This is a genomic window from Nocardia sp. NPDC050710 (assembly GCF_040654375.1).
In the GTDB taxonomy this organism is placed as follows: Bacteria; Actinomycetota; Actinomycetes; order Mycobacteriales; family Mycobacteriaceae; genus Nocardia.
In genome coordinates this window covers 167,891-193,650 of record NZ_JBFAHV010000002.1, presented here as the reverse complement: position 1 = coordinate 193,650, position 25,760 = coordinate 167,891, and the positions used below count along the sequence as shown (strand labels likewise).

Sequence of the window (25,760 nt, the reverse complement as noted above, 5' to 3'; positions counted from 1 at the left end):
GCCTCCGCGCCGGCCCGATACTGCCGTCCGATCCGGACCGGCCTGCCCCATGGAGATCGCAGATGCTGCGCCGACTCTCATCTACTCACCTCACCGGCTGTGATCATCCCATGTAACAACTGAACATTCGGTGTCCGCAACATGAATCGTCTTTATTTACCCCGACATTGCGATAGATATTCACTATCGACCCGAAGGGAGGGTCGGATCGGCGTCCTGCGACCACACCGTCAGTCCGTGCCGATACTTGTCCCGATCGGTATGGAATGCGTAAACGGTGCCGAGGAAATCCTTGGAGCTCACGTAGTCTGAAGGGTCGTCGGCGGCGGTGGCGACGGTGAATTCGTCCAGGCGCAGGCGGGTGCCGTCGCGTTCGATCTCGAGGTGGGCGAGGTAGTTGCGCAGCGACTTCCAGTAGCGCAGTCGCGCCCGGCCGTCGAGTTCGATTGCAGTGGATCCGCTTTGCAGCAGGTAGCCGGTGCGGTCCGCGTTGACATAGAAGGCGACGAGCTTGCCTCGGCACTTCTTGATCAGACCCGCCGCCTGCCGGGTGCCCTCGGGACGCAGGGTTCGCACGATGGCGCCGGTCGCGGTCGAGTACAACACCCACTCGAACCGGTCGCTGCGCAGTAACCAGATCTCGTTCTCCGTCATCGGCGTACCCCCAGCAACTGGTTGACGCGTTTGCTGGTCCGGCCCGCGCCCTTGATGATGTCCACCGGGGTCTTACCTTTCTGCGTCAGGAAGTCGAAGGTCGGGCCGACCGGGTCGCCGTAGTGCTTCAGGTTTCGCCGCTCCGCCCAGATATTGAAGATCCTGGGTAGCCTCGCTCGCGTGGCCACCTTGAGCGCGTTGCGTTCGTCGATCGCCCAGCGCGCCACCTCCTCGGCGTCGTCTCCCTGCTCGATGCGCGCCAGACCGGTCTCGGTGATGGTACGGGTGGCGTCGACATAGGCTTGGCGGGCCGCGCCGATCGGGCCGAGGGTGCGGATCTTGCGCCACCAGCCGCCGCCGCAACCGGCCAGACCGAGCGGATCCACCCACGTGTGCGGGTTGTGCACATAGGCGGTGGCGCTGGCCGGATTCGGGGCGAGGCCGAGCGGATCCGGGGCGGTGTAGGTCGCGGTGACCGGGTTGTAGTAGCGGTGCCGGTTGTAGTGCAGGCCGGTCTCGGCGTCGAACAGTTGGCCCGCGAAACGCAGTGCGGTGGACGCGGTTCCCTGCCAATGGGTGCGGCCCCAGAGCGTGGCGGAAGCCGAGCCCGCCACGGTTCCGGTGGCCGGGTCGACCAATTCCGTCGGTGCCCCCGCCAAATCGGTGACGATGACGTGGAATTCGGCATCGATCGCCGCCAGATCGGCGAATCCCGGGGTGGGCGGGGTTCCCACGGTACGGGAATACTGGGTCAGCGGCTCGTGCGTGTCCGGGTGGTGGGTCCAGCACCAGCTCGTGGCCGCGCCGGGGACGGCGTTGTGCTGGTAGACGAGATCGTCACCGGCCCAGCCGAAGACGGTCTTGGTCAGGATGTTGCCCGCGCGGTCGGCCTGGACCTTGGAGATGCGGCGGCCGAAGGGGTCGTAACCGTAGCGCCATGTGGTGCCGTCGGGGGCGGTGACGGTGCGGATCCGGCCCTCGGCGGTATGCGTGAACTCGAAGACCTCGGGTTTGTACGAGAGACGGGTACGGACACTACGCACCAAGCGGCCCGCGGCGTCGTAACGGAAATGCCTGCGGCCAGCGGTCGTCACCAGGGTACCGGAGGTGGTGAACACACCGGGTTGTCCTGGCTCGGGCGACGGTCCGGGACCGGACGTCCCCGCGTCACCGGGCACATCCGTCGCTGTTCGCGCCTGGGTCAGGACGCCCGCGGGGTCGTAGGCGTAGCGCTCGGCGAGTGCGGGTCGATCCTCACCGGTCCACGCCGCGACGGCGGTGACCCGGCCGACCGCGTCCACCTCGAATCGCCGGGCGCCGCGCAGCATGTCGTCGAAGCCGGTGGCATAGCCGTCAGCACGGTAGGACCAGACGCGGCCCGCGATCACGCCACCGGGATTGGCGACATGCTGGGCGATGATCCGGTCCCGGCTGTCGTAGCGGCGGGTCAGCTGCGCCGCGCCCACCCGGCGGGCGATCTCGTTGCCGGTCGGATCGTGGTCGAATCGGATCCGCTCCGCGCGGCCCGCACCGTCGTCGGTGCTCGCATCGGCCAGCAGACCGGTGTCGTCGTAGCCGAAGACGGTGCGCCAACCCTGGCCCGCACCGGGCAGAGCGCGGGTGTCCACGAGCCGCATCGTCGACCGGCCCGCGGCGTCGTAGGCGGATGCGACGACCACGTCGTTGATCCGCTCCGACAGCACACGCCCCGCGGCATCGCGGGTAATGCGCACCACCGCATCGCTGTTCGCGGCTTCGACGAGATCGCCGTGCGCGTCGTATCGGAATACCGTGACACCGTCCGTGGAGCGCGCCTCGGCAATCCGGCCCGCCGCATCGAAGACATAGTCGGTGGTCTGGCCGACGGCGTTCGTGGTCGACCGGACCCGCCCTGCCGCGTCATGGGCGTAGGTGGTGCGGGCGCCGTTGTAATCGGTTTCGGCGATCAGGCGACCGGCGGGATCGTATTCGTAGTGCCAGACCAGGCCGCTCGGATTGGTGACCGAGGTGACCTGCAACTGGGTGTCGTAGCCGAGCCGCAGTGTGCCGCCATCGGCCGCCGTCACCTCCAGCGGCGAATCCAGCACGGTGTAGCTGGTGGTGCTGGTGTGCCCGGCCTCGTCGGTACGCGACAGCTCATTGCCCTCGCGGTCGTAGGTCCACGTGATCGCGGTGCCGTCCGGATTCACCTGCCGCAGCGGCTTACCGTCCGGCGTCCAGGTGTGGGTGGTGGCGCGACCGAGCGGGTCCACGGTGGTGTGGATGCGCCCGAACGCGTCGCGCCGATAGGTCCAGACCCGGTCGCCCGGCGCGATCACCCGCACCGGCAGCCCCGCGGCGTCGCATTCGACCTCGGTGATCAGGCCGGTCGGGTCGATGACCCGGCGTAGCACCGGACCGCTGGCCGGATAGGCGTATTCGTAACCCGTGCGCGCGCCGTCGGGGCCGATCACCGCGGTGGTGTTGCCCACGGCGTCGCGCTCGTAGCTCCGGGTTCGCCCACCCGGCCCCGACTCCGCGAGAGGCTCGCCCCAATCGCTGCGCCGCACCCGAGTGGTCGCACCATCCGGTCCGGTGACGGCCGTGACCAGACCGTACCGGTCCCGCTCGTAGCGCACGGAGGCTCCGGTCGGATCGGTCTGACCCACCAACTGGTGCGCGTGGTCCCGCTCGAAGGTGCTCACCCTGCCGGTGGCATCGGCGATCTGCCAGACATTGCCGCGCGCGTCCGAACGGAACACCAGGATGCGAAGTCGGCCGAAGACCGGGTCCTCGTGCCACCGTGTGCGATCCGCGACCGCTGCCGGACCGTGCTGCCGTACCGCACGCACGATATCCATCGACCCGAGCGCATCCAGGGACGCCTCGATATCCGGCTCGGCTTCGGGCGAAGTATCGAGCGTACGCGCGGTTTCGATGAGCACCGTCCAGCGTCCGCCGGGCACATCGGCATCAACGCCGTAGGCGTAGGCGTTGGCATACACACCGCCGGTGCCGATCTGGGCCACACAGCGCCCGTCCGCGTCATAGCGGTGGTGGTAGGAGACGCCGTTGCGATCGGTCCACGACACCATCCTGTGGTGCTCGTCGTAGCCGTACCGCAGCGCGGCGCCGGTGTGATCGATGACCTCGGTCAGATCACCCGACACCGAATATCCGTACCGCGCTACCAGAATCGACTCGCCGCCCGACTCCAGGGTGAGTGCCGAAACCCGCGCACCGCCCGGCTCGGCCCGCACCCGCAGCACCGCGCCGCCGGACCGACGCACCGCGGTCACCAGACCGTCGGCGTCCCGCTCGAAAGTCTCCCAATGCCCGCCGCGATGCCGCTGCGCCGTCAGCGGGAAGACCGCCTGCCCGGCCCTCGAATTCGCGAAGGCGGCGTGCGCCCGGCTACCTGAGGTCTGCCACGCGCCGCCGCCGAGACCCGCGGTGGGGGCGTTGAACTCGCGCACCACCCCCGCTTCCAGATCACGCACCCGGTAGTCACCGCCGACGAGCGAGAGAGGGCGTCGGGGGCCGGATCGCGGGAATACCTCGGGACCACTGTCCGCCGGATGCGGGTATTCGAGCACCGCCCCGTCCGCGCACACCAACACCACGCCGCGGGCGTCGACTTCGAGCCGCTCGTCGAACACCGATAGCCACGCCGCACCGAAATGCCTGCCGAGTCCGAGTGCGGACAGATGCGTGCGGCCCATCTCGAACGGCACCGCGCCCGAGAGCCGAACATCGGTGCCCTCCATGAGCACCGCGCCGCTGGCCATATCGACCGGCTCACCGTCGGTGCACCGATCCGACACGGCCGTCGACGCGCCCTCGCCGATCGCCGCGACGGCATCGCGACCGGTCCCGGGCAACGCGGCTTCGGGTGCTTGCTGTGCGTTCGCCTCCGTATTCGACTCCCGCCCGGACTGATCCGGTTGTGTCACCTGCTCCGGGGCGGTCGTGCGCTGCGCATCGGCGGCGAGGCCCGCGCGCGGCGCGCTCGAATCCGCGGCCCGAGCCGATCGCTCGGAATCGGTTGTCCCTCGCGTCCCCGACGTCTGCTCGGCGTCGGCGCGTGTCGTTCCCGGCCGCGTCCCCGCGGGTAATGAATCCTGTTGCGAGATAGCGGTGTCGGTGTTCGAGGGTGCGGCCATCGCCGGGTTGCTCTCGTGGGGGATCACCACGGCGGTGAGAATGTAGCCGTCGCGAACCTGAAAGCGTCCGGTCATTTCGGTCAGGGGTGGACCGGAGTGGGTGGTGCCGTCGACCAGCAGGCGGACGTGGAAGGTGCCCGCGTCGATATCGAAGGTCAGGTGCGCGTCCTGGAAGCCGAGGTATCGGCCGGTCAGCGGGTACCAGGCTTTGTAGACGCTTTCCTTGGCGGAGAACAGGACTCGATCCCAGAAGATGCCGTCGCGCCGACCGGTCTCCTGCAGCCACGCCCGTTCCTCCGGGATCGTCGCCTTCTTCAGCGCGGCGCTGGGCAGCTCCTGATGATCCTCGGCGTCGAGGCCGATCGAGCGGACCGACTCCGCGTCCGCCACCACCGCGGCGTAGTAGCCCTTCTTGTGGGTGATGGCGCCGACGACCCCCTCGGGCCACAGCGGCTCGCCTTTCTGGCCGCGCAGGATCGGGGTGTCCGGGTACCCCAGATCCGCCAGCGCCCGGCGGGCCGCGGTGCGCGCATGGATGATCTCCCGCACGCGCCCGGCCACGGTGTCCGGCGTGACCAGCGCCTCGTGCTCCTCGGGCAGCAGCGTGGCATTCGGATCCTCGCCGATGATCTCGGCGGTATGTAGCGCGGCCTCCGGCAGCAGTCGCGCGAGTGGTCCGGCGTCGATGTCCGGGGCGGGGCCGCGCGGGTCGACGGGATCGGCCGGTGGCTCGGCGTTTCCGAGTTCGGAGAGCTCCACACTGAGGAACCGGGGGCGGTACTTGGTGACATCGTCCAGTACGCCGTCGACGTCGAGGCTGTTGACGTTGTAGCTGATCACCAGGGTGTCGCCGTGACGCAGCTCCGGGTGTTCGTGGGCGTTGTAGGTGATGACGTTCGGGTCACCGTAGCTACCGTTCGCGCCGGTCTCCGGGGTCCGGAACAGGACGGTTCGGCCGGTGAAGGGCCCGGTGGGCGCATCCGACAGGTAGGCAACGATTTCGGTGCCGAAGGGGGCGCTGGTGTCCTGCGTGATCAACAGGTATTTGCCGTGCCACCGGGTGACGCTGTATTCGTTGGCGACACCGGGCAGGACGCGGGCGGAATCTGTTTCGTGTGCGGACCAGCCGCTGCCGTCGAAGAACTCCCACGGAGCACGCAGATCGCTGCCGCGGACCCGGGCCACATGCATATGTTTGGCGGGCCCGTCCTCCTCCATGCCGTAGACGTAGGTGTGCGTTCCGTCGAAATCCAGCCAGGCCGACCAGTTGACGCCGGTCTCCGACGGCATCGGGGTGAGGTCGATGGGGCGCATATCGGCGGCGTCGAACCGGCCGAGCATATTGTCGCGGAAGGTGAAGTCCCACATGCCGTCCCCGGTCCTGGTGAACCGGACGAACATGATCTCCACCGTGTCGCCATTGACGTATCCGCCACCGAGCCAATAGAAGTCGCCGTCGGCCGCCTGCACCACCGCGAGCGGGTTCGCGGGTGTACCGCCGTGCACGGTATGCATGGCGCCGCCGTCGTCGATGACGAAGGTGTTGTTCACCATCGGCCCGTCCGCCGGTCGCGCACCGTTCGGATGCACGGTCCCGAGGAAGGTGTCCGAGAACATCCACAGATGCCTGCCGTCGGGTAGCCGCCGCGAATAGGTGCTGTCGGCACCGGTCCAGCCGCCGCCGCTGTCACCGTAATGCGCGAATGCGGCGTTCAGCGCGGTATGCGGCACCACCCTGGCGGCCAGGGCGGGTACGTCCGCGGCGGCGGCATGCGGGCCCGGGTCGCCGTGGTCCGGGGTCGATTCATTGCTGGGTATATCGGGACGCTTTCCGTCCGAACGTATTTCGGCTTCCGTGCGCGGCAAGGCCGGTTCGCGGGTCGCACCGGGCTCACGAGACGCGCCGGGCTCGCGAGTCGTACCGGGCTCACGAGACGCATCGGATTCACGAGACGTACCGGGCTCACGAGACACGCCGGATTCACGGGACGCGCCGGGCTCACGAGTCGTACCGGGTTCACGAGACGCGCCGGATTCACGAGACGCGCCGGATTCACGAGACGCGCCGGATTCACCGGACGAGTCGGGTTCGCGGTGGGTGGTGGTGCCGTCGCCGCCGCGGGCAAGGCCTACCCGGTCCCCCTGGCCGGTGGTGATCAAGCCCAGATCGTGCAGGGGTCCGGCGGTGGTGCGTGGGTCGAAGCCCGTGCTGTACAGCTGCTGGACCTGGTCGGCGTCGTAGCGGGTGGTGCGCGCGTTGAAGGCGGTGTCGGCGGGATCGACGCCGCTGCGGCCGAAGACCGCGCCGAGCCTGCGGCCCAATCCGGCGGCCAAACCTCGGCGCGGCTGCACCACGAAGACATTGCCGTCGCCGATGCCGTAATCCGCCGCGGTGCGCACGGGGCCCGCCGACCGGGCGTCGATGAGCGTCACGGTGGCCGCGTGGCCGCCGACATTGCCGTCGGCGGCGGCGAATCCGGCCACGGTGGCGCCGGGACCGTGCCCGATCAGGTGGATCGCGGCCGGATTGCCACGTGCTGCCCGGTCCGCGGCGACGGCATGCACATCGCGAGCCAGCGCGGCGCCGCCGGTGCGCGCGGCGTCGGGGTCGGTGCTCCGATCGCCCACGGGCGCCTCGTAACCCAGCCAGATCACCGCCGCGGCACTGCGTTCGGGCGCCGCGTGCATGGTCGCGGCGAGCTGGTTACCCGCCGCCCGCACGTACCGGTCGAGGTCGGCCGCCGTCGTATCCGCGCCCGGCACATGCCAGGCGATCGAGTCCGCGGTGTCGATATTGCCCAGCGCCACCGCGATCCGGCCGTTGCCCCCGAATGCGGTCGGGTCGAGGGCGAGCAGGTGCACCGGCACCGGGCCGCCGTCGGGCCCGGTGAGCGCGGCGGCCTGCTGCTCGGCGCGGGCCAGTTGGCGTTCGATGCCTTCCAGGGTCGCCAGGCGGCGCTGGCCCGCGGGGTCGAGAGTGCGGCCGCGCAAGTTATCGAGATCGCGGTCGAGCACCCTCCGGTTCGCCGCGTCGCGGTCCGTCGCGGGAATACCGGGGGCCGCGCCGAGCTGGTCGGGGTACCAGTGCAATGCCGCCGCCCGCTGCCCGTCGCTCAATCCGTCCCACCAGCGCGCGATCTCGGTGGTCCTGGCCTCGATATCGGTGTCAGCGGTCGGCACCAGGCGATCCGGATCTGCGCCACTGCGCCACAGGTCGAGGGCATCGCGGGCGACCCCGCTGTCGGGTGCGGCCTGGATCTTGCCGGGCCATTCGCGGCCGGTGATGGTGCCGTCGGTCTGGATCTCCACCAGCCTGCGCACGGCCCCGTCGATCGACGGCTCGTCCATGCCGAGGTCGGTGAGCATGGCGCGCAGATCGGCCGGGTCGAGGGCGCGGACCCTGGCCAGCACCGAGGCATCCAGCAGTTCGCCCGCGCGGCCGCGCTCCATCGCCTCGACCACGAAGCTGGAGCGGATGCCCACCCGGTCACCGGCGGCGGGGGCGGGGAAGCCGTGTTCGTCGTCGATCGGCGCAACCCGCCCCGTCACGGCGTCGGTCAGATAGTTGAAGGAGTTCCGATCTCGGTGTGCCGCAATGTAATCCAGCACGGCCATCATGTCCTGATCGATACGCGAATACTCGCCGACCGGAAGTCGGGCATCGGAGGGCACGAACTGTTGCAGCGATCCGCCCTCGAACAGCATCGACAACGGTGCGAGACCGAATCCGAGTAGCTGATCGAGCCGGTAGAACGCCACCTGCCGAATCGCCGGGCCGGATTCCGGAATCGGAATGCCGCCGCCGGACGCACCCGCCGCGGGCCGGTAGACATACCGGGTGCCATCCTCGAATTCGACCAGGTACACCGAATTCCGGTGTTCGCTCGGCCCGCTGGGCAGCTGCCGCCGAGTCTCCGGATCACCCTTTGCACGGACCTCCGATTCCGCTGCCGCCCAGGGTGATTCGTCCCGGGTCGGGCCGTCGGCATCCCGGTATCCCGCCGTACGCAGCGCATCGGTCAGTTCGTCGGTGAGCTCCAGCTCCCCCGCTTGTTCGCGCAGATAGTCGATATCGAGATCGTGGCCTGCCGCCAGGATCGACATCAGATCGTCGCGATCCTTGGGCCGCCCGGCCAGCAGCTTGAAGACGATCATGTCCTCGATCGAGATGCGGCCGTCCACCGCGCGATCCAATGCCGTTTCCTGCAACGGGATTTCGGCGACGAGCAGATCGATCGAGGGCTGACGCCCGCGCACGTGCACCTCGTAGATATCCCCGTCCGAGTTGGTGAACGTGCGGATCTCGTAGCCGAGTTCGGCCAGCCGCTGATGCGCATCGCCCAGGTCGCGGACCAGGAAGTCGAGATCCTCGGTGCCGCGCGGGTCGGCACGGTAGGCGTTGGCGGCCAGTGCGCCGATCAGGGCCACATCCAGGCCCCATTCGCGCAGCTGCGCGCTGAACGCGTCCGCCGCGTCGGAGAGTTCGCGCAGCGCCTCCGGATCGGGGCGCTGACCGATGCCGACCTCCGGGCGATGCGGGCTGGGTTCGGCCACGTCGACGTGGTGCGCCGGGGTGCCGTCGGCGTGGTACAGAATGCCGTGAGTGGCAACCACATTCGTCCGCAACAGGCCGCGGCGGTAGGGCACGGGCCGGTCGCCGAGGGCGGGATCGTGCACCATGATGGTGCCGTTGTCATTGGTCAGCACATACGCGTGCGCGCCGATATTGTGCGGGCCCCAGGTCGAGTTGTACTCGTCGATCACCAGCATCGTGGCGCCGTCGCCCATCCGCTGCAATAGCGAGACGATCCGCGCGGGCGAGTCGTACATCCGCATTCGGCCGCCCGCGGCCTGATCCACACTCTCGGCGTTCATGCCGCCGGGACCGACCTCCGCGTCCGGGATCCGCACCGGGGCGCCGGGCAGCAGCCGCTGAATCACCCGCAGCGCGACCGGCACACAATCCGGGCGCTGGAACGGCGACGGGCGACCCCGGGTCGGAGGTTGCTGCTGGAACTGCGCGGCGCTCTCGGCGGCGGCCGCGTCCCCGCGGGTGGCGGCGATCTCGGCGGCGCCCCGCACATCGGTGCTGTCGTACACCACCGCGGTCCGGTATGCCTCGGGGTCGTTCGGCCGCGAGAACACCCTGCGCTGCACCCAATTGGGGTCCGCGACACCGGGACGGGTCCGCGCAGTCTCCATATCGGCGGCCCGCCCCGCCGCGAGCAGCGCGGCATTGCGCAATCCCTCCGGCACCTGGGTGCGCGCCTCGTCCAGGAACTTGAAGTAGTCCCGGTGCTGATCGACCCGCGCCTTCGTGCTCGGGTATTCGGCGGTGACCCGGATCCCGCCGAATGCGCGGACCGAGGGGTCCATGCCCTGTCCCTTGCCCACGAATCGGCCCATCCGACCGGGGATGTCGGCGCCGGTCCAGGTCACGAAGTCCGCGGAGGCCGCAGCCACGTAGACCGGCACCCCGTAGTGCTCCGCGCCGAGTATGCGGGCGGCGCCGGGTGAACCGAGCAGCATCACCGATTCGACCTGACCGGCGAACCAGCCGTCGGCCGCCGCATAGCTGGTGGCCACCGAACCGTAGCTGTGTGCGAACAGGTAGTTCGCGGGGGTCGCCGTACCATCGGCGAGATTGGTGGGGCTGGTGGGACGGCCGGCGTGGAACTCGCGGGTCGCGCGGAACGCCGCCATATCCCGGCGCAGCATGCGGCCGCCCTCTTCGGCGGGTTTGGTACTGACCGTCTCGGTGACGATGGTGCCACCGTTCGGCGCGCGGTAGCCGATCCAGATCACCGAAGCCGCGCTGCGATCCGGGTTCATCCGGGTCGTCATCTCGTACATATTGGCCGCGGCGTTCAGATTGCCCGGCAGTTTCGCCACGGTGGTGGTGATACCGGGCACGATCCACGATACGGACGCCGCGGTGTCGACATCGCCGACCGCGACCACCGCGCGTCCGGAGCCGCCGAACGCCGCGCGATCGTAGGACAGCACATGCACCGGCGGGTGCCCGTGCAGCCTCGCCGCCCGCGAATCCGCCTCGACCAGAGCGTTTCTGGTGTTGATCAGATTGCGCAGTTGTTGCTTTTCGGCATCGGAGAGCTCGCCCACGTCGTTGAGTGGCCTGCGCCCGAGGAACGCCTCCATATCCCTGGTGATCTGGAGCCGGTTCGCCCGGTCACGGACCGCCGCGGGAATGCCGTCGGCATTGCCGATTTCGAACGGATGCACCGCGGGAAGGGCGGCGCGTTCCGCGTCCGTCAGCCGGTCGTGCCACCATTCGGCGACCCGCTCGGCCTGACCGCGCGCCGCCGGTCCGATCGCGTCGTGGGCGTAGGTGCCGTGCAGCAACACTTCCGGGCCTGCGCCGGATTCCAGTTTGTCCAGGCCGGAGCGGGCCAGCGCCTGCTGCTCGGCGGAGGGCATGACCACGGCGTGCTGCGCTCCGGCCGGATCCACCGGTACCGCGATCGAGCGCCCGAAGGACCGGACCGTCTCGGCGGTGCCCGGCCGGTGCTCATCGGTGCGTACGGTGGCGCCGCGGCCGGCACCGATGCGGGCGAGGCTGTCCAACGCGGCGGTGGGGTTCCGGTCGGCGTCGGCGAACCAGCGGTACTGGGTGCGTTCGGTGAGCGCGCTCGCGAAGCGCGGATCGCCCGGGAATTCCGCGGCGGCGCGCACCGCGCCGAAAGTACCGGTGGCCGGATCGATTCCGAGTCGGCCCGGTGCGCCGCGGTCGGAGGTGCCCGCGCCGTACCAGGTCAGACGGTCCGATGACGCCGACAGCACATAGACCCGGCCGGGCCGCAGGCCGAACTGGCTCGCCTCGGTGATGGGGCCCGCGCCGGGCGCGCCGACCAGCGTCACATCGGCGACGTGCCCGCGCAGTCGCCCGCCCGCCCCGGCGTATCCGACGGTGGCCGCGCCGTATCCGTACCCGAATACGTGATTCCACGGGCTATCCCCGCGCATGGCGTTGTAGGCGGCCAGATCGCGCGCCAGCAGGTCGCCACCGATCCGGGCATTGTCGGTGTGGGAGAAGTCGTTCCACGCCGCGTACGCGCTCGGCGGGGGGTAACCGACCCACATGATCGACGCGGGCCGGGCATCCGCCGCGGTACGGTCGGTCATCTCGTAGTGGTTGCGTGCCCCCGCCAGAGCCTGGTCCAGCGATCGCGCGGTGGGCGCGACCGCGCCGACGTGCCAGGAGGTGTGCCGGGCGGTGTCCACATCACCGTAGGCGAGGATGATGCGGCCGTCGCCGCGGAAGGCGCCCTCGTCGAATGCGAGCACCCGCAGCGGCGGCGCGCCGGCCAGCGCGGCGGCGTCACGATCACCGCGGCCGAGCAGTTCGGTCATCGTGGTGAGGTTGCGCAATGCCTCGACATCGGTGCCGGACATGCGGCGCAACAGTTTTCGCATCTCCTTGGTGTCGAGATCGACCACCCGCGGACTCTCCGCGTCCAGGGTCACCGCATTGCCGGTGAAGAGCAGCTGACGCAGGTGCCGGTACTCGTTGCCGCCGAGCAGCTGGTTCACCAGACGATTACGCAGCCCCGGGTCGGCATCGATCCGCTCACCGAGTGCCCGCCAGGCAGCGCGATGCAGCAGCCGGTTGGCCTCGTCCCGCGCGTGCGCCGGTATGCCATCGGCGGCGCCTATGACATGCGGGAACATCCGGATCAGCGCGTCGCGCTGATCGTCGTTCATGGATTCCCACAGCTCCCGGTTCGCCGCGGCGCGCCGCTCGGCGTCGGCGACGGCGTTCGGGTCGTCGGGGGCGCCGTGCAGCAGTCGCTCCGGACCGGCCCCCGGTTCGATCAGATCGAGTGCGCTACGCGCGAAACCCCTAGTCTCCGCGCTGATCCGGGCGAGAGAAGGCAGCGTTTGCCGTCGCGGCGAGCCCACGTCCGCGCCGGAACGGGCGTCCCCGCCCGGCGTGCCGGGGCCGTGCCCGCCGGGGCCGGTGGCCTCCGGCGCGGCGGGACCGGTGTCGTCGGCGGGGTCGGGCACTTGGCGTCCGCGGTGGGTCATCACGTCGCGGACGCGGTCGGGGAAGTCGGAGACGATGCCGTCCACACCCAGCTCGATGAGCCGGTGCATATCGGACTCGCTGTTCACCGTCCACACCGCGACCGGTAGTCCGGCGCTTCCGGCCTGGTCCATCAGCTCCCGGGTGGCCATCGATCGTTCCGGGGACAGCATGGTCGCGTGCGCGGCACGCGCGGCTGCCGCGATATCGCCGCCCGGGGTGCGTGGGTTGCCGGTCAGCTGCGCCCACAGCATCCTGGCCCGGCCCGGACGGGAGACGCCCGCATCCGAACCCATCCAGGCCGGTGTCGCGGTGCGGGCACTGACCAACGCGACTCGCGTGGTGTTCGGCGCCAGCTCGGCGGCGTATGTCAGTGCGCGCCAATCGAAGGCGAGCACCCGCATCGGCACGCCGTGACGCTGCACCGTCTCGATGCTGGTGGCCACCAGGCGGCGCACATCCTCGTCGCTCCAGGACGGATCAGTCTTGATCTCGACGGCGAGCGTGCCCTGCCAACTTATTTCGGCGGCGAGACGGGCGACCTCGTCCAATGTCGGCACCCGGGTACCCGGTTCGGCGACCTGGGTATCGGCGAAGGCCGGATTCACCACCCCCGCGTCCAAGGTGTTGATCTGAGCGTGGGTCAGCTCGCGAATCGGCTTGCCCACATACGGATACCGGGGGTCGTCCGGGTCGACCGGGCCGGTGTCGCGAACCGTGGCGGAGTCGATGCGCTGTTCGTGATGGACGACCGGCACGTCGTCCGCGGTGAGACCCACATCGAGTTCGATGACATCGACGCCGAGCCGCATCGCGGCCTCGAAACCGGGCAGCGTGTTCTCCGCCCAGCGCCCACGCCCACCCCGGTGGCCCTGCACTTCGGGTCCGCTCGGCTGGGTGACGTGGCCGTCCACCGGGCGATGGCCCTGGGTGCCGTCATCGATGCCCGCGGTGGTGGCGGGGTCGATCTTGGGTACGCCGCGCACCACGCGACGCAGCACACCCACGTCGCCGTCGCCCGGGCGATGCCGCTCCGGGGTGACGGTATCGCCGAACCCCGCGGCGATCCTCCCGAAATTCTCCAATGCCTCGGTGGGCCTGGTCCGCTGGTCGTCGACGTAGACGTAGTACTGGGTGTGGTGGCGGGCCGGATCGGCGAAGTTCGCGGTATCCGGGTACTGCGCGGTGATCCGGCGGCCGCCGAAGGCCTCGATGGACGGGTCGACGCCGATGCCGAGGAAGCGCGACCAGCGCCCGGTGCGGTTGCCTCCGACCCAGGTGACCTTATCCGTCGACATGGTGGCGACGAAAACATTGTCGCCGACACCGAAGTCGCTCGCGTGGTCGATGGGACCCGCGCCGGGTGAGGCGGCCAGGGTGATGGTGGCGACCTCGGGGGCCAGGCGGGCGCCCCCGCCCGCGTAGCTGGTGGTGGTGGAGCCGTAGCTGTGCCCGAACACATGGTTCACCGGCCGGGCGGGGCCGCCGGGGTCGGCGTGTACTTCGCGGGTCGCGTTGAAGGCGGCGATATCCCTGGCCAGCCAGGCGCCCCCCTGTCGGGCCGGGCCGGTACGGAAGGCCGTCGCGTATCCGGCCGGTGCGTTGTAGCCGAGCCAGGCGATGGAGACGACCCGCAGGTCCGGATTCTTCCGCGCCGTCACCTCGTAGTGGTTGCGGGCGAATTCGGCGTTCCAGCCGAGTTTGCCGAGGTTGGTCTTGATACCGGGCACGTGCCAGGAGACCGAATCGGCCCGGTCCGCGTCACCGAAGGCCACCACCGCGCGGCCCTTGCCGCCGAAAGCGCCCGCATCGTAGGCGAGTACGTGCACCGGCGGTCGCGGCAGCGCCGGATCCACCTCCGCCGCATAGCGATCGGCGTCGGCCAGTGCCTGTGCGGTGGTCTCCAGGTTGCGCAGCCGCTGTTGCTGGTCCTTGGTCAGCTCGGTGCTGTCCATTGCCCGCAACGCGGCCAGATCCTCGCCGATCGCGCGCCGGTTGGCCGCGTCGCGGACCGCCGCGGGCAGGCCGTCGGCATTGCCGAGGTGGTGCGGGTGCGCCTCCAGCATGGCGGAGCGCTCCACCTCGGTGAGCGCATCCCACCAGCGGGCATTGGCGGCCGCGCGATCCCGCGCCGAGCCGAGGGATTCGGCCTCCGGGTAGTCGGCGTGCAGCAGACGATCGGGGGTCGCGTCCGGTGCCCGCTTGTCGAGGGCGCTGCGGACCGGGTCCGATTCGGTGTCGGGGTCCGCCGGATCGGATCCGGGTTCCCGGTGCGCGACCGCGCCGTTGTCACGGCTGTCGCCCGCGTCGGGCGCCGCGGCCGGACCGGGGTCTCGACCGTCGGGTCCCGGTGGTCGCGCACCCGGTCCGGTGCCGGAGTCGTCTCCCGGACCGGATTCCGAGGGCTGCCGCGGCCCACCGGAATCCGGACCGCCGAGGGCATCGGGGACCTGGCGTCCGCGATGGGTCATCACATCGCGCAGGCGATCCGGGAAGTCGGTGACGATGGCGTCCACACCCAGCTCGATGAGCCGGTGCATATCGGCTTCGCTGTTCACCGTCCACACCGCGACCGGCAGGCCCGCGGCCCCGGTCTGGTCCAGGAACTCCGCGGTCACCATGCTGCGTTCCGGGGAGAGCCGGGTGGCGCCCGCGGCCCGCGCGGCGGCCGGGATATCGCCGCCGGGGGTGCGGGGGTTGCCGGTGAGCTGGGCCCACAGCATCCTGGCCCGGGACGGGCGCGAGACGCCGGGATCGTGGCCCATCCACTCCGCGGTCGCGGTTCGGGCGCTGACCAGCGCGACCCGCTCCGCGTTCGGGGCGAGCGCGGCGGCGTGGGTGAGTGCCCGCCAATCGAAGGCCAGTACCCGGAAGGGGACGCCGTGCCGGTTCAGTTCCTCGATACTGGCCGCCACCAGCGCGCGGACCTCGGCATCGCTCCAGGACGGATCGGTCTTGATCTCGACGGCGAGGGTGCCCGGCCAACCGGTGTCGGCCGCGAGCCGCGCGACCTCCGCCAAAGTCGGTACCCGCGTGCCGGATTCGGCGACCTGGGTGTCGGCGAAGGCCGGATTCACCACCCCCGCGTCCAGGGTGGCGACCTGCGCGGCGGTGAGCTCCCGAATCGGCTTACCCACATAGGGGTAGTGCGCGTCGTCCGGATCGGCGGCCTCGGTGTCGCGTACCGTCCTCGGATCGATGCGCTGCTCATGGTGTACGACCGCGACATTGTCGGCGGTCAGGCCGACGTCCAGTTCGATCACGTCGACACCGAGGCGCATCGCCGCTTCGAAACCGGGCAGCGTGTTCTCGGCCCAGCGACCGCGACCACCCCGGTGACCCTGCACCTCGGGTCCCGTCGGCTGGACCACCGGTCCGTCGACGGGTCGACGGCCGTGGGTACCGTCGTCGATCCCGGCCGTGGTGGCCGGATCCTGTTTGGGCACACCGCGGAATACGCGCCGGAAGACATTGGCATCGTCGACGCCGGGCCGGTGCCGTTCGACCGTGGTGGTATCGCCGAGTCCGGCGGCGATCCTGGCGAAGTTGGCCAACGCCTCGGTCGGCCGGGTCCGGTCGGCGTCGCGGTAGTCGTAGTACTGGGTGTGATGCCTGCGCGGATCCGCGAACGACTCGGTGTCCGGATACTCCGCGACCACACGCCGGGCCCCGAACGCCTCGGTCGCCGGGTCGATGCCGACGCCGAGGAAACGCGACCATCGGCCGGTCCGGTTGCCGCCGACCCAGGTGACCTTGTCCGCGGACATGGTCGCCACGAAAACGTTGTCGCCCACGCCGAAGTCGCGCGCGCTGTCGATCGGACCCGCCCCGGGGGAGGCGGCCAGGGTGATGGTGGCGACCTCGGGCGCCAGCCGCGCCCGGCCGCCCGCGTAACTCGTGGTGGTCGACCCGTAGCTGTGCCCGAACACATGATTGTTCGGACGGCCCGACCCGATGACACCGGCGCGCGCTTCCCTGCCCGCGTTGAAGGCGCTGATATCCCTGGCCAGCCAGGCGCCGCCCTGCTGCGCGGGTCCGAGACGGAACGCGCCGAGATATCCGGCCGGTGCGTTGTAGCCGAGCCAGGCGATGGAGGCCACCCGCTGGGACGGATCGGTGCGCAGCGTCATCTCGTAGTGGTTACGCGCGAATTCGGCGTTCCAGGCCAGCTTGCCCAGATTCGTCTTGATGCCCGGCACATGCCAGGAGACCGAATCCGCCCGATCGACATCGCCGAATGCCAGTGCGGCCCGGCCCTTTCCGCCGAAGGCCACCGCGTCGTAGGCGAGCATGTGCACCGGCGGCCGCGGCAGCGTCGGGTCGACCGCGCGGGCCATCCGATCCGCCTCCGTCAGCGCCGCGACCGTGGTCTCCAGATTGCGCAGTTGCACGCGTTGCGCCTTGGTCAGCGCGCTGGAGTGGGTCGATCGCAGCGCGGAAAGGTCGCGGGCCATGGCGAGTCGGTTGGCGTAATCGCGCACCACCGCCGGAATGCCCGCGGCATTGCCGATCTCGGCCGGATGGGCACGGACCACCAGCATCCGTTCGGCGCCGCTCAGCGCATCCCACCAGTGGGCGTTCGCGGCGGCCCGATCCCGCGCCGAGGCGGTCAGGTCGGCGTCGGAGTACTCGCCGTGCAGCAGGCGTTCGGGCAGTCCGGCCGGGTCCCGCTTACGCAGCGCCTCCCGCGCGGCATCCTGTTCCGCGTCGGTCGGGTGCTCGTCCACCGGCAGTAGGCCGTCACGCGCGAAGAGGTGGTCGTCGGAGTCGCCGGGATCGGGCAGACGCGGGCCGCCCGGGTCATCCGGGCCGCGCCCGCCCGCACCGTGCTCGTCCAGAGCCGGTGCCTCCGGTTGCGCCTGCGCCTCATTCGCCCGGCGAGCGGCCGGAGCGACCGTTCGTGGTTCGGCCGCATCGGATTCGGCGTCCTGGTCGTCACGAGCGCGCCCGGCGGCGCGTGCTGCCGACGAATCGCCTTCCGCGGTTCCGGATCGGTCCGACGCGTCACCGCTATCCGGTCCATCGGTCCGGGAGTCGCGGTCGGCGAGCGCCGCATTCGGATCGGCGGCAAGGTCCGGATCCGCCTGCGGATCGCGGGCGGCGGCATCCGGACCCTGATCGTTCGGACCGCGATCGGGAGCCGGTACGGGAGGCGGGGTTTCGGGACCGTCCGGTCGGCGGTACTTGGTGGAGCCGTGCTCGACGGTGGCGGGGCGGGCGGCCTCGGGATCGTTGGGCAACGAGCCGACATTGCGCTGACGCCAGTTCGGATTGTCCAGGCCGGGGCGATGTTCGGCGAGCGAGACCTCATCGGCGCGCTCGGCCGCGATGAGACCGAAGTTCTCCAGCGCCTCGGTCGGCGTGCGATGAGCGCGCTCGGTGTACTGCCAGTACTGGCGATGGTTGCGCAGGCCGTCGGCGAAGCGTGGGATATCGGGGAATTCGGCGCGAATACGCCGCGCGCCGAAGCCCGCGATGGACGGATCGGTCCCCTGTCCGCGGCCGGCGAAGCGGCCGATTCCGCCGGGAGTATTCGAACCGACGAAGGTGACCGGATCTCGCGAACCCGTCGCCACATAGACATTCCCGGCCCCGATGCCGAAATCCTCGGCCCGGGCGAGCGGGCCCGCGCCGGGTGAGCCCAGCAGGGTGATGGTGCTGACCTCACCGGCGAGCCGGCCGCCCTCGCCCGCATAGCCCGTGGTGGTGGATCCGTAGCTGTGCGCGAACAGATGGTTGCGCGGGGCGGATTCACCCTCCGCGGCATAGTGCGCCCGGGACGCGTTGAACGCCGCCACATCCCGCGCCAGCAGCCGACCGCCCTCCTGCGCGGGCCGCTGCGAGACGGTGTCGGTCGCCATGGTGGCGCCACTGGGCGCGTCGTAGCCGATCCACACCACCGACGCCAGCTCGAGGCCGGGATTCATCCGGGACGCGACCTCGAAAAGGTTGAGCGAGTTGTTCATCCGCGCCCGCAGATGCTGCAAAGTGGTGGTGACACCGGGGATCTGCCAGGACACCGAGGCGGCCGTATCGATATTGCCGAAGGCCACCACGGCGCGGCCGTCACCGCCGAATTCCCTCGCGCTGTAAGAGATCACCTGCACCGGCGGCCGGGTCACATTCGGGTGCAGCTGGCGCACCTGTTGCTCCACCCGGATCAGCGCATGGTGGGTGTAGACCAGGTTCTCCAGCCGCCGCCGCTCCGGGGCGCTCAGCCCCTCCCGCAGCCATTGACCGATATCGGCGTCATCGGGCCTGCGCGCGGCGAAATCCGCCAGGTCGCGGGCGATCGACAGCCGGTTCGCGTAGTCGCGCACATGCGCGGGTATGCCGTCGGCATTGCCCAGCTGATGCGGATGCACCCGCAGCACCGCCCGCCGCTCCTCGGCGCTCAGCGACTGCCACCACTCGGCGTTGGCCCACGCCCGCTCCCGCGCCGCCGTCGTGACATCGGCGGCGGCATCCGGATGCAGCAGGCGTTCCGGACGCACCGGGCGGGTGTCGTCGGCCTGTGCCGAGTGATCCGACGAGTCCGGTGACGCGGCAGGCTCGATCCGATTGTCCGGGCCATCGGTGTCGTGGCGCTGATCGGCATCCGCGGACCGGCCGGGATCAGCCGTCGGCAGTCGACGCAGTGCCGTCTGCGCGGCGGCCCGTTCGGTGTCGGTGAGCGGGGCGTCGGTGGGCAGCGTGCGTCCGGGGTGCCACGGTGAGGGAGTGCCACGCACCGGACCGGCATCGACCGGGATCGGGGTATCGGCACCGGTGTCGACGGCGCGGACCGCGTCGAAAGCCTGGGCGACATGCTCCGGTGTGACCACCTGGGCACTGGGCCGCGTCGGCGTCGTCGCCTGGTCGGCGGTGACGACCTCGGCACCGCGACCCGCCGTGATGAGGGCGATATTCGCCAAGGAGGTCGTCGGCGTGCGGCTGTGCGGATCGGTATGACGCAGGTAGCCGCCCTGCTCGCCGCGCAGACGCCGGAATTCCCTGGTATCCGGGTACTCCGCGAGCACCCGGCGGGCGCCGAAGGCCTCGGCGGCCGGGTTGATGCCGAGCGTGCGTTGCAGGAAGGTCCGCACCTTGCCCGGGTTGGCCACCCGGTCACCTTCCGCCGCAACGGAATACACATTGTTCGCGCCGATGCCGAATTGCGCGGCCCTGGCGATCGGGCCCGCGCCCGGTGCGCCCACCAGGACGATGCTCGCCACCTGCCCGCGCAGCCTGCCCTGCGTGCCCGCGTACGCGACGGTCGTCGCACCGTAGCCGTGGCCGATCACGTGGTTCGCGGGTGCGGTGCTCCCCCGGGTCGCGTTGAACCCGGCGATATCCCTGGCCAGCAGATAGCCGCCGTCGCGGGCGGCCAGCGGGCTCAGCGCCTCCGCGCGGGTGGCCGGTGCGTCATAGCCGAGCCAGATCACCGAGGCGTGGTTCCGGTCGCCGGTCAGCCGCGCGGTCTGCTCGAACTGACTGCGCGCGAACCGCGCTTGCGTCTCCAGGCTGCCCATGGTGCTGCCCCGGCCACCGACATGCCAGGTCACCGAGGTCGCGGAATCGACATCGCCGAGCGCGACCACCAGCCTGCCCGCGCCGTCGAAGCTGCGAGGGTTGTACGAGAGAACCTGCACGGGTGAACCGTTGCCAGGGTTGGCCCGTCGCTGTAGCGCGGCCAGCTGGTCGCGGGCGTCGATGATATTGCGCAGCTCATGCCGCTCCGCCGGAGTAAATACGGGCCGGTCCCGGCCCGGAGGGATCGGCCGATCGCGGTAGTGCTGGAGATCGCGGGCCATGGCCAGACGGTTGGCCCGGTTCCGGTACTCCGCGGGGATGCCGTCGGCATTGCCGACCCATTCGGGATGCGCCCGCCAGACGGCGCGTCGCTGCACGTCATCCAGGCTGTTCCACCACCGCGCATTCTCCGCGGCGCGCTGCTGGGCGCCCGCGACCGGCGCCTCCTGTGGCACGGGGCGCAACAGGTGCTGCAAGGTCGCGTCGGCGCGGCTCAGCTGCACCCGGAGTTGACTTTCCGCCACCGCGAGTGCGTCGCGCTCCAGCCTGGTCAGCGGCCGATCCCGTTCCATCACCCGGGTATCGGCGGCATCCGGCGCCCGGCTTCCATCGGGCGGCGGCGCGGCGTCCGAGTCACCGAAACGACTCGCGAGCTGCCGCCACCAGCCCGCACCCGCCCGGTCCGGACGGTGCGGCTGGGTGCCGACCTCTGCGCCGCGACCAGCCGCGATCAACCCGAAATTGCGTTGTGCCGCAGCGGGTATCCGACCGTCCGGGTCGGTGTGGAAGTACAGGTCGGAAACCGGCGCGCGACGTCCGGCCGGATCATCCACCGCGATCCGCGTGGCATCGAAGGACGCGATCGCGGGATCGACGCCCAATCCGACGCCGGGGAGCCGTCCGGTTCCCCGCGCATCACCGGACCCGAACATGGTGAGCACATCCCGATTCGAGCTCGCCACATAGACGTTGTCGCCGATACCGAAATCCGAGGCATTGCGGATCGGGCCCACACCCGGAGCGCGAGCCAGCGTGATGGTGCCGACCTCACCGGACAGGCGGCCACCGGCACCCGCGAAACCGACCGTGGTGGAACCGTATCGGTGTCCGAAGACGTGGTTCGTCGGGGTGACGGGGACGGCCGCGGCGGCCCGGCCCGCGTTGAAGGCGGCGATATCGCGCGCCAGCAGATGACCACCGGCTTCGGCGAATCCACGGCCCGCGGCCTGCCGGATATTGCCGGGAGTCTGATATCCGAGCCAGGCGACGGCGGCGACATTCTGCTGCCCCGCGCGCGCGGTCGCCTCGTAATGGCCTGCCGCGGCGACCAATTGGTCGCCGATCGAACGGATCGAGGCTCCCGTTCCCGGCACATGCCAGGAGACCGAGGGTGCGGTATCGAGTCTGCCGAACGCGACCACCGCCCGACCCTGCCCCCCGAAGGCCAATGCGTCGTAGGCGACCAGCAGCACCCGCGGGCGCGGGACATCCGGATCCAGCGCGGCGGCGAGGCGATCCGCGCGGGCCAATGCGTCCCGGGTCGCGATGAGATTGCGCAGGTGGTCCGGCTCGGCCCGGTTGAATTCCGGATTGACCAGCTGCCCCGCGCCGAGCCGCTCCGGGCGTCTACCCCGGTATTCCGCGAGGTCACGTTCCAGGGCAAGACGATTCGCACGGTCGCGGGTACGGGCGGGCAGACCTTCGGCATTGCCGACCTGATGCGGGTGCACCCGGATCATCGCCAGCTTCTCCTGCGACGAAAGACCCTGCCACCAGTCCGCATTGCGGCGCGCGAGGGTGCGGGCCGTGTCGGCGTCGGTGGTGTCGCCGAGCAGCAGATCCGATGCCCGCGCGGGCCGATCGAGTCCGGCCGGTTCCGCCAGACGATCCAGCGCCGCCCTGGCCCGATCGTTCTCGACATCGGTGGGCGAGGCATCCGACATGGTCACCGGTCGGGTCTGCGTCGGATCGTCGGTGGTGGACGGATCGGCGGGCGTGGCCGAATCGTCGGCGGCCGGATCGTCACCGGTGTCCCGGATGGCGGCCTCTGGACGCAGGCGGTCGTCGAGCGAATCGCCGCTGCCGCCCGCACCCGTGGCGACCACCGGAACGGGATGTCCGTTGGCGCCGTAGAAGATTCCCCAGGTGCCCTCGAGGCCCGTGGGCGGCCGATCGGCGTCGAAGCGATAGCGCGGACCCTGCCACGGGTCGTCCACCCAGATGGTGCCGTTCTCGTTGTACATCAGATACGCACCCGCCGCGGCGCCCTCCGCGGCGTCGGCATCCACCCGCTGGTCGACCACGATGACCACCGCGCCCGACCCGCGGTCGGCCAACTCCAGCGCGATCAATTGGTGCGGCGTGTAGTTGTCGTCCCCGCGCATCGGACGCATCCGCCCGCCGGCCGCCTGCTCCAGAGTGTGCCAGTGCATACCGGCGGCCCCCGGTCGCGTCGCGGGCAACTTGATCACGCCCGGCGCAACCCGCGCCGCCGCCTTCACCAAGGCCACCCAGGCACAGTTGAGCCGCGACAACTCCCGAGCCCGCGTCTCGGGATCGGCCGCAGCCGCAGCCCGATCGGCGGCGGCCGCGTCATCGGGCGTCGCCGAATCCCCCTGCCGCGGTGCGGAAGTATCCGCATCCGCGTCACCATCGGTACCTGTCTCGGCCCGCGCCGGACTCACCGGCCGCGACGTACCGTCGGCGTTCCCGGGCACCACCAGGGGCGGCACCACAGCATCGGCGTCGGCATCCGCATCGCGGGGTCCTTCGGCGTCTCCAGGTACCCGTCCGTCGGCATCGGCATCCGCCGTACCCGGCTCCGGGCCACGTCCCGCCGGATCACCAGCACCGTCGAGCTGCGCACGCCCATCGCCGTCCGCGTCACCCGATGACGAATCGCGCCCCATCGGGCCGCGCCCATCCGCACGGGAATCACTCGCCGCCCGAACATCTCCGTCCGACTCGCCGACACCATCGACGCGCGCACCGCCATCCGCCGGATCATCGCTGTCGGTCCGGGTCTCACCATCTACTCGACCCGCACCCTCGGTACGCCCCTCGGCCCGGATATCACTATCCGCCCGACCGCCACCGTCGACCCGATCGTCATCGCCGGTCCGGGAGTCGTCGTCCAGCCGACCATTACCGTCGGAGCGATCGGCGCTCGCGACAGGATCGCCGTCGGTGTCGGTGTCGGCATCCGTCCGCGCACTGGCGTCCGCATCCGTGCGTGTACCGGTGTCGGAATGGTCGGAATCGTTTCGTGCATCGGTGTCGGTGTCGGCGTCCGTGCGTGCACTGGTGTCGGTGTCCGCGTCGGGATTTGCGGTGATGCTGCTGTGGCCGGTTTCGCTGTCCGCGTCGGCTGTCGTTGCGGCCTGGCGGGGGGCGGGGGTGTCGGTGTGGTGGGCTTGGAGGCCGCCGATGGGGGTCGTGCCGTCGACGACTCCGGCGCGGGAGCTGGGTGCGGCGGGGCGGGGTTCCGCGGTGGGGCGGGGGGTCGACGGGTCGGCTGCGCGGAGGTCGCTGGGGCGGCGGGTGCCGTCCGCGACTCCCGCTCGGGAGTCTCCTCCGGCGGTGCGGGCATCGGGTTGGCCCGCCGGTGTGCCGGGGGTGTTGGGTGCCGCGGCGCTGCCCGTGGCAGGGCCGCCGGCGGCGGAGGACGAACCCGGCGCGGGGGCGGAGGAACCGGCCGAGCCCGCCGAAGACTGGCCCGGCGCGGACGACGTTCCGGTGCTGGCGCCCGCTCCCGCTCCCGAACCGGCACCGGCACCCGATCCCGCGGCCGCGGCCGCGCCACCTGCGGTGGGGGCGGCGGCGAGTCCGGCCGGACTGGTGGGGGCACCGGCCGGTACACCCGCACCCGCCGAATTCTGCTGACCTGCCGTCCCGCTGGAGTCCGAACCGTCGGAATTCGTGTGGGAACCGCCATCGGAGCCACCGGACCCGGCGACGGATCCCGAGGAGGCCCCGGTCCGGTCGACGGAGCCCGACTGGTTCCCGGAGTTATCCGAAGCGCCGCCCGACTGGCTCCCGGTGCCGGATTGGTTCCCCGAGGTGCCGGATTGGTTCCCCGCGCCCCCGGTCTCCGGTCCACCCGACTGGTTGTTCGCTCCGGATTGGTTACCCGATCCGGACTGGCTTCCGGCACCGGATTCGTCACTGCCGCTATCGTTTTCGCTGCTATTGCGTCCGGAGGATCCGGCCGCGCCGGGCGGCGAATTCGATCCGTCCGACTGGCCGTTCGTGCCCTGGTCGCTGCTGCCCGAGGTCTGCGTCGACCCGTCGGCGGTACCGGTGTGTCCGGCCGGGGAGGTCGGTGACCCGCCGGTGCCGTTGACATTGCCACCATTGCCGTTGACATTGCCGCCGGTGTGATTGATTCCGACCGAGGGCCGCGATCCGTCGCGGAAGTCCACCCCGCCGTTCAACGCGGCCTGCCGGAAGTCGATATGGCTGTCGAAACCCTTGGCCGACCAGGCGCCGCGAATGGCCATGGGGGCGGCGCCACTGATCACGCCACCGGTGAGCATGCGCGGATCGAAGTCCACATTCGTGTTCTTCCACGCCTCACCGATATCGCCACCGGATTTCCACAGGTTGAGTCCGAACTGGGCTCCGATCCCCGCGGCGTAACCCGCTCCGGCACCGGCCAATCCGGCCCCCGCGCCCGCCAGCGCCCCGCGCCAGAAACCCGGGCCGAGCGCGTTCGTCAGTTTCGCGCCGACCGTATTGCCTGCCAGTTCACCCGCGAGCGAACTCGCGAAGGTCAATCCGACCTGCTCCCAGTTGATGTTGTCGCGCCTGCCCTGATTCACCTGGTACTGCTGGATGCCCCAATCGAGTCCGGTCTCGGCGATGGTGTCGATGACGACGTCGCGGGCCCAGAAGTTCGCCAGCTTGGATCCGCCGAGGCGGAAGCCCACTCGTGCGATGGCCGACACCACCCGGCGGCCGAGGATGCGAATCGCGAACTGGGTCCACGCGGTAACCATCGCCTCGACGGCGGGCGCGGTCGGCGGCCATCCCCATGCCGCGATGATCTCCAGCGCGAGCCACACCAATGAGCCGATGACCTGCAGCTTGGCGTACTGCAACTCGGTGCCCATATTGTCGGCGGCATCGCCGAGATCGTTGAAGTAGTTGGCCAGTTCCTCCAGCGAACCTTTGCCGGAGCGCAGGTCCTCGAGCGCCTTCTTCATTTTGTCCCGGCCATCGCCGACCAGGTACGCGTCCATGGTCAGGGAATAGGCGTCCTGGACGTTCGGGACCTCGCGCAGCAAATCGGCGGCGATGGCGCGCAACTCGTTCGCCATGTCCCACATGGCGTCTTCGTCGCCGTGCGGCCAGTCCGAGCCCGCGACCCACTCGAGCCATTCGAGCCCGGGGGGAATTCTGAGTGTCAA

The 25,760-nt window shown here is 70.5% G+C and carries 2 protein-coding genes; both read right to left on the bottom strand.

Features of this window, described 5'->3' with window-relative positions:
• Positions 1-183: 183 nt before the first annotated feature.
• Positions 184-654 (bottom strand): hypothetical protein, encoded by a 471-nt coding sequence (locus AB0H61_RS06585; protein WP_357300167.1) that lies wholly within the window; start codon positions 652-654, stop codon positions 184-186.
• A complete protein-coding gene (locus AB0H61_RS06580; RefSeq protein ID WP_357300164.1) occupies positions 651-25,760 on the bottom strand; it encodes an alpha/beta hydrolase in 25,110 nt (8,369 codons plus the stop codon). Before AB0H61_RS06580 ends, AB0H61_RS06585 begins: the two co-directional genes overlap by 4 nt.

Coding starts and splice junctions, on each gene's coding strand:
- AB0H61_RS06585 (WP_357300167.1), bottom strand. CDS start 654: ATGACGGAGAACGAGATCTGGTTACTGCGCAGCGACCGGTTCGAGTGG.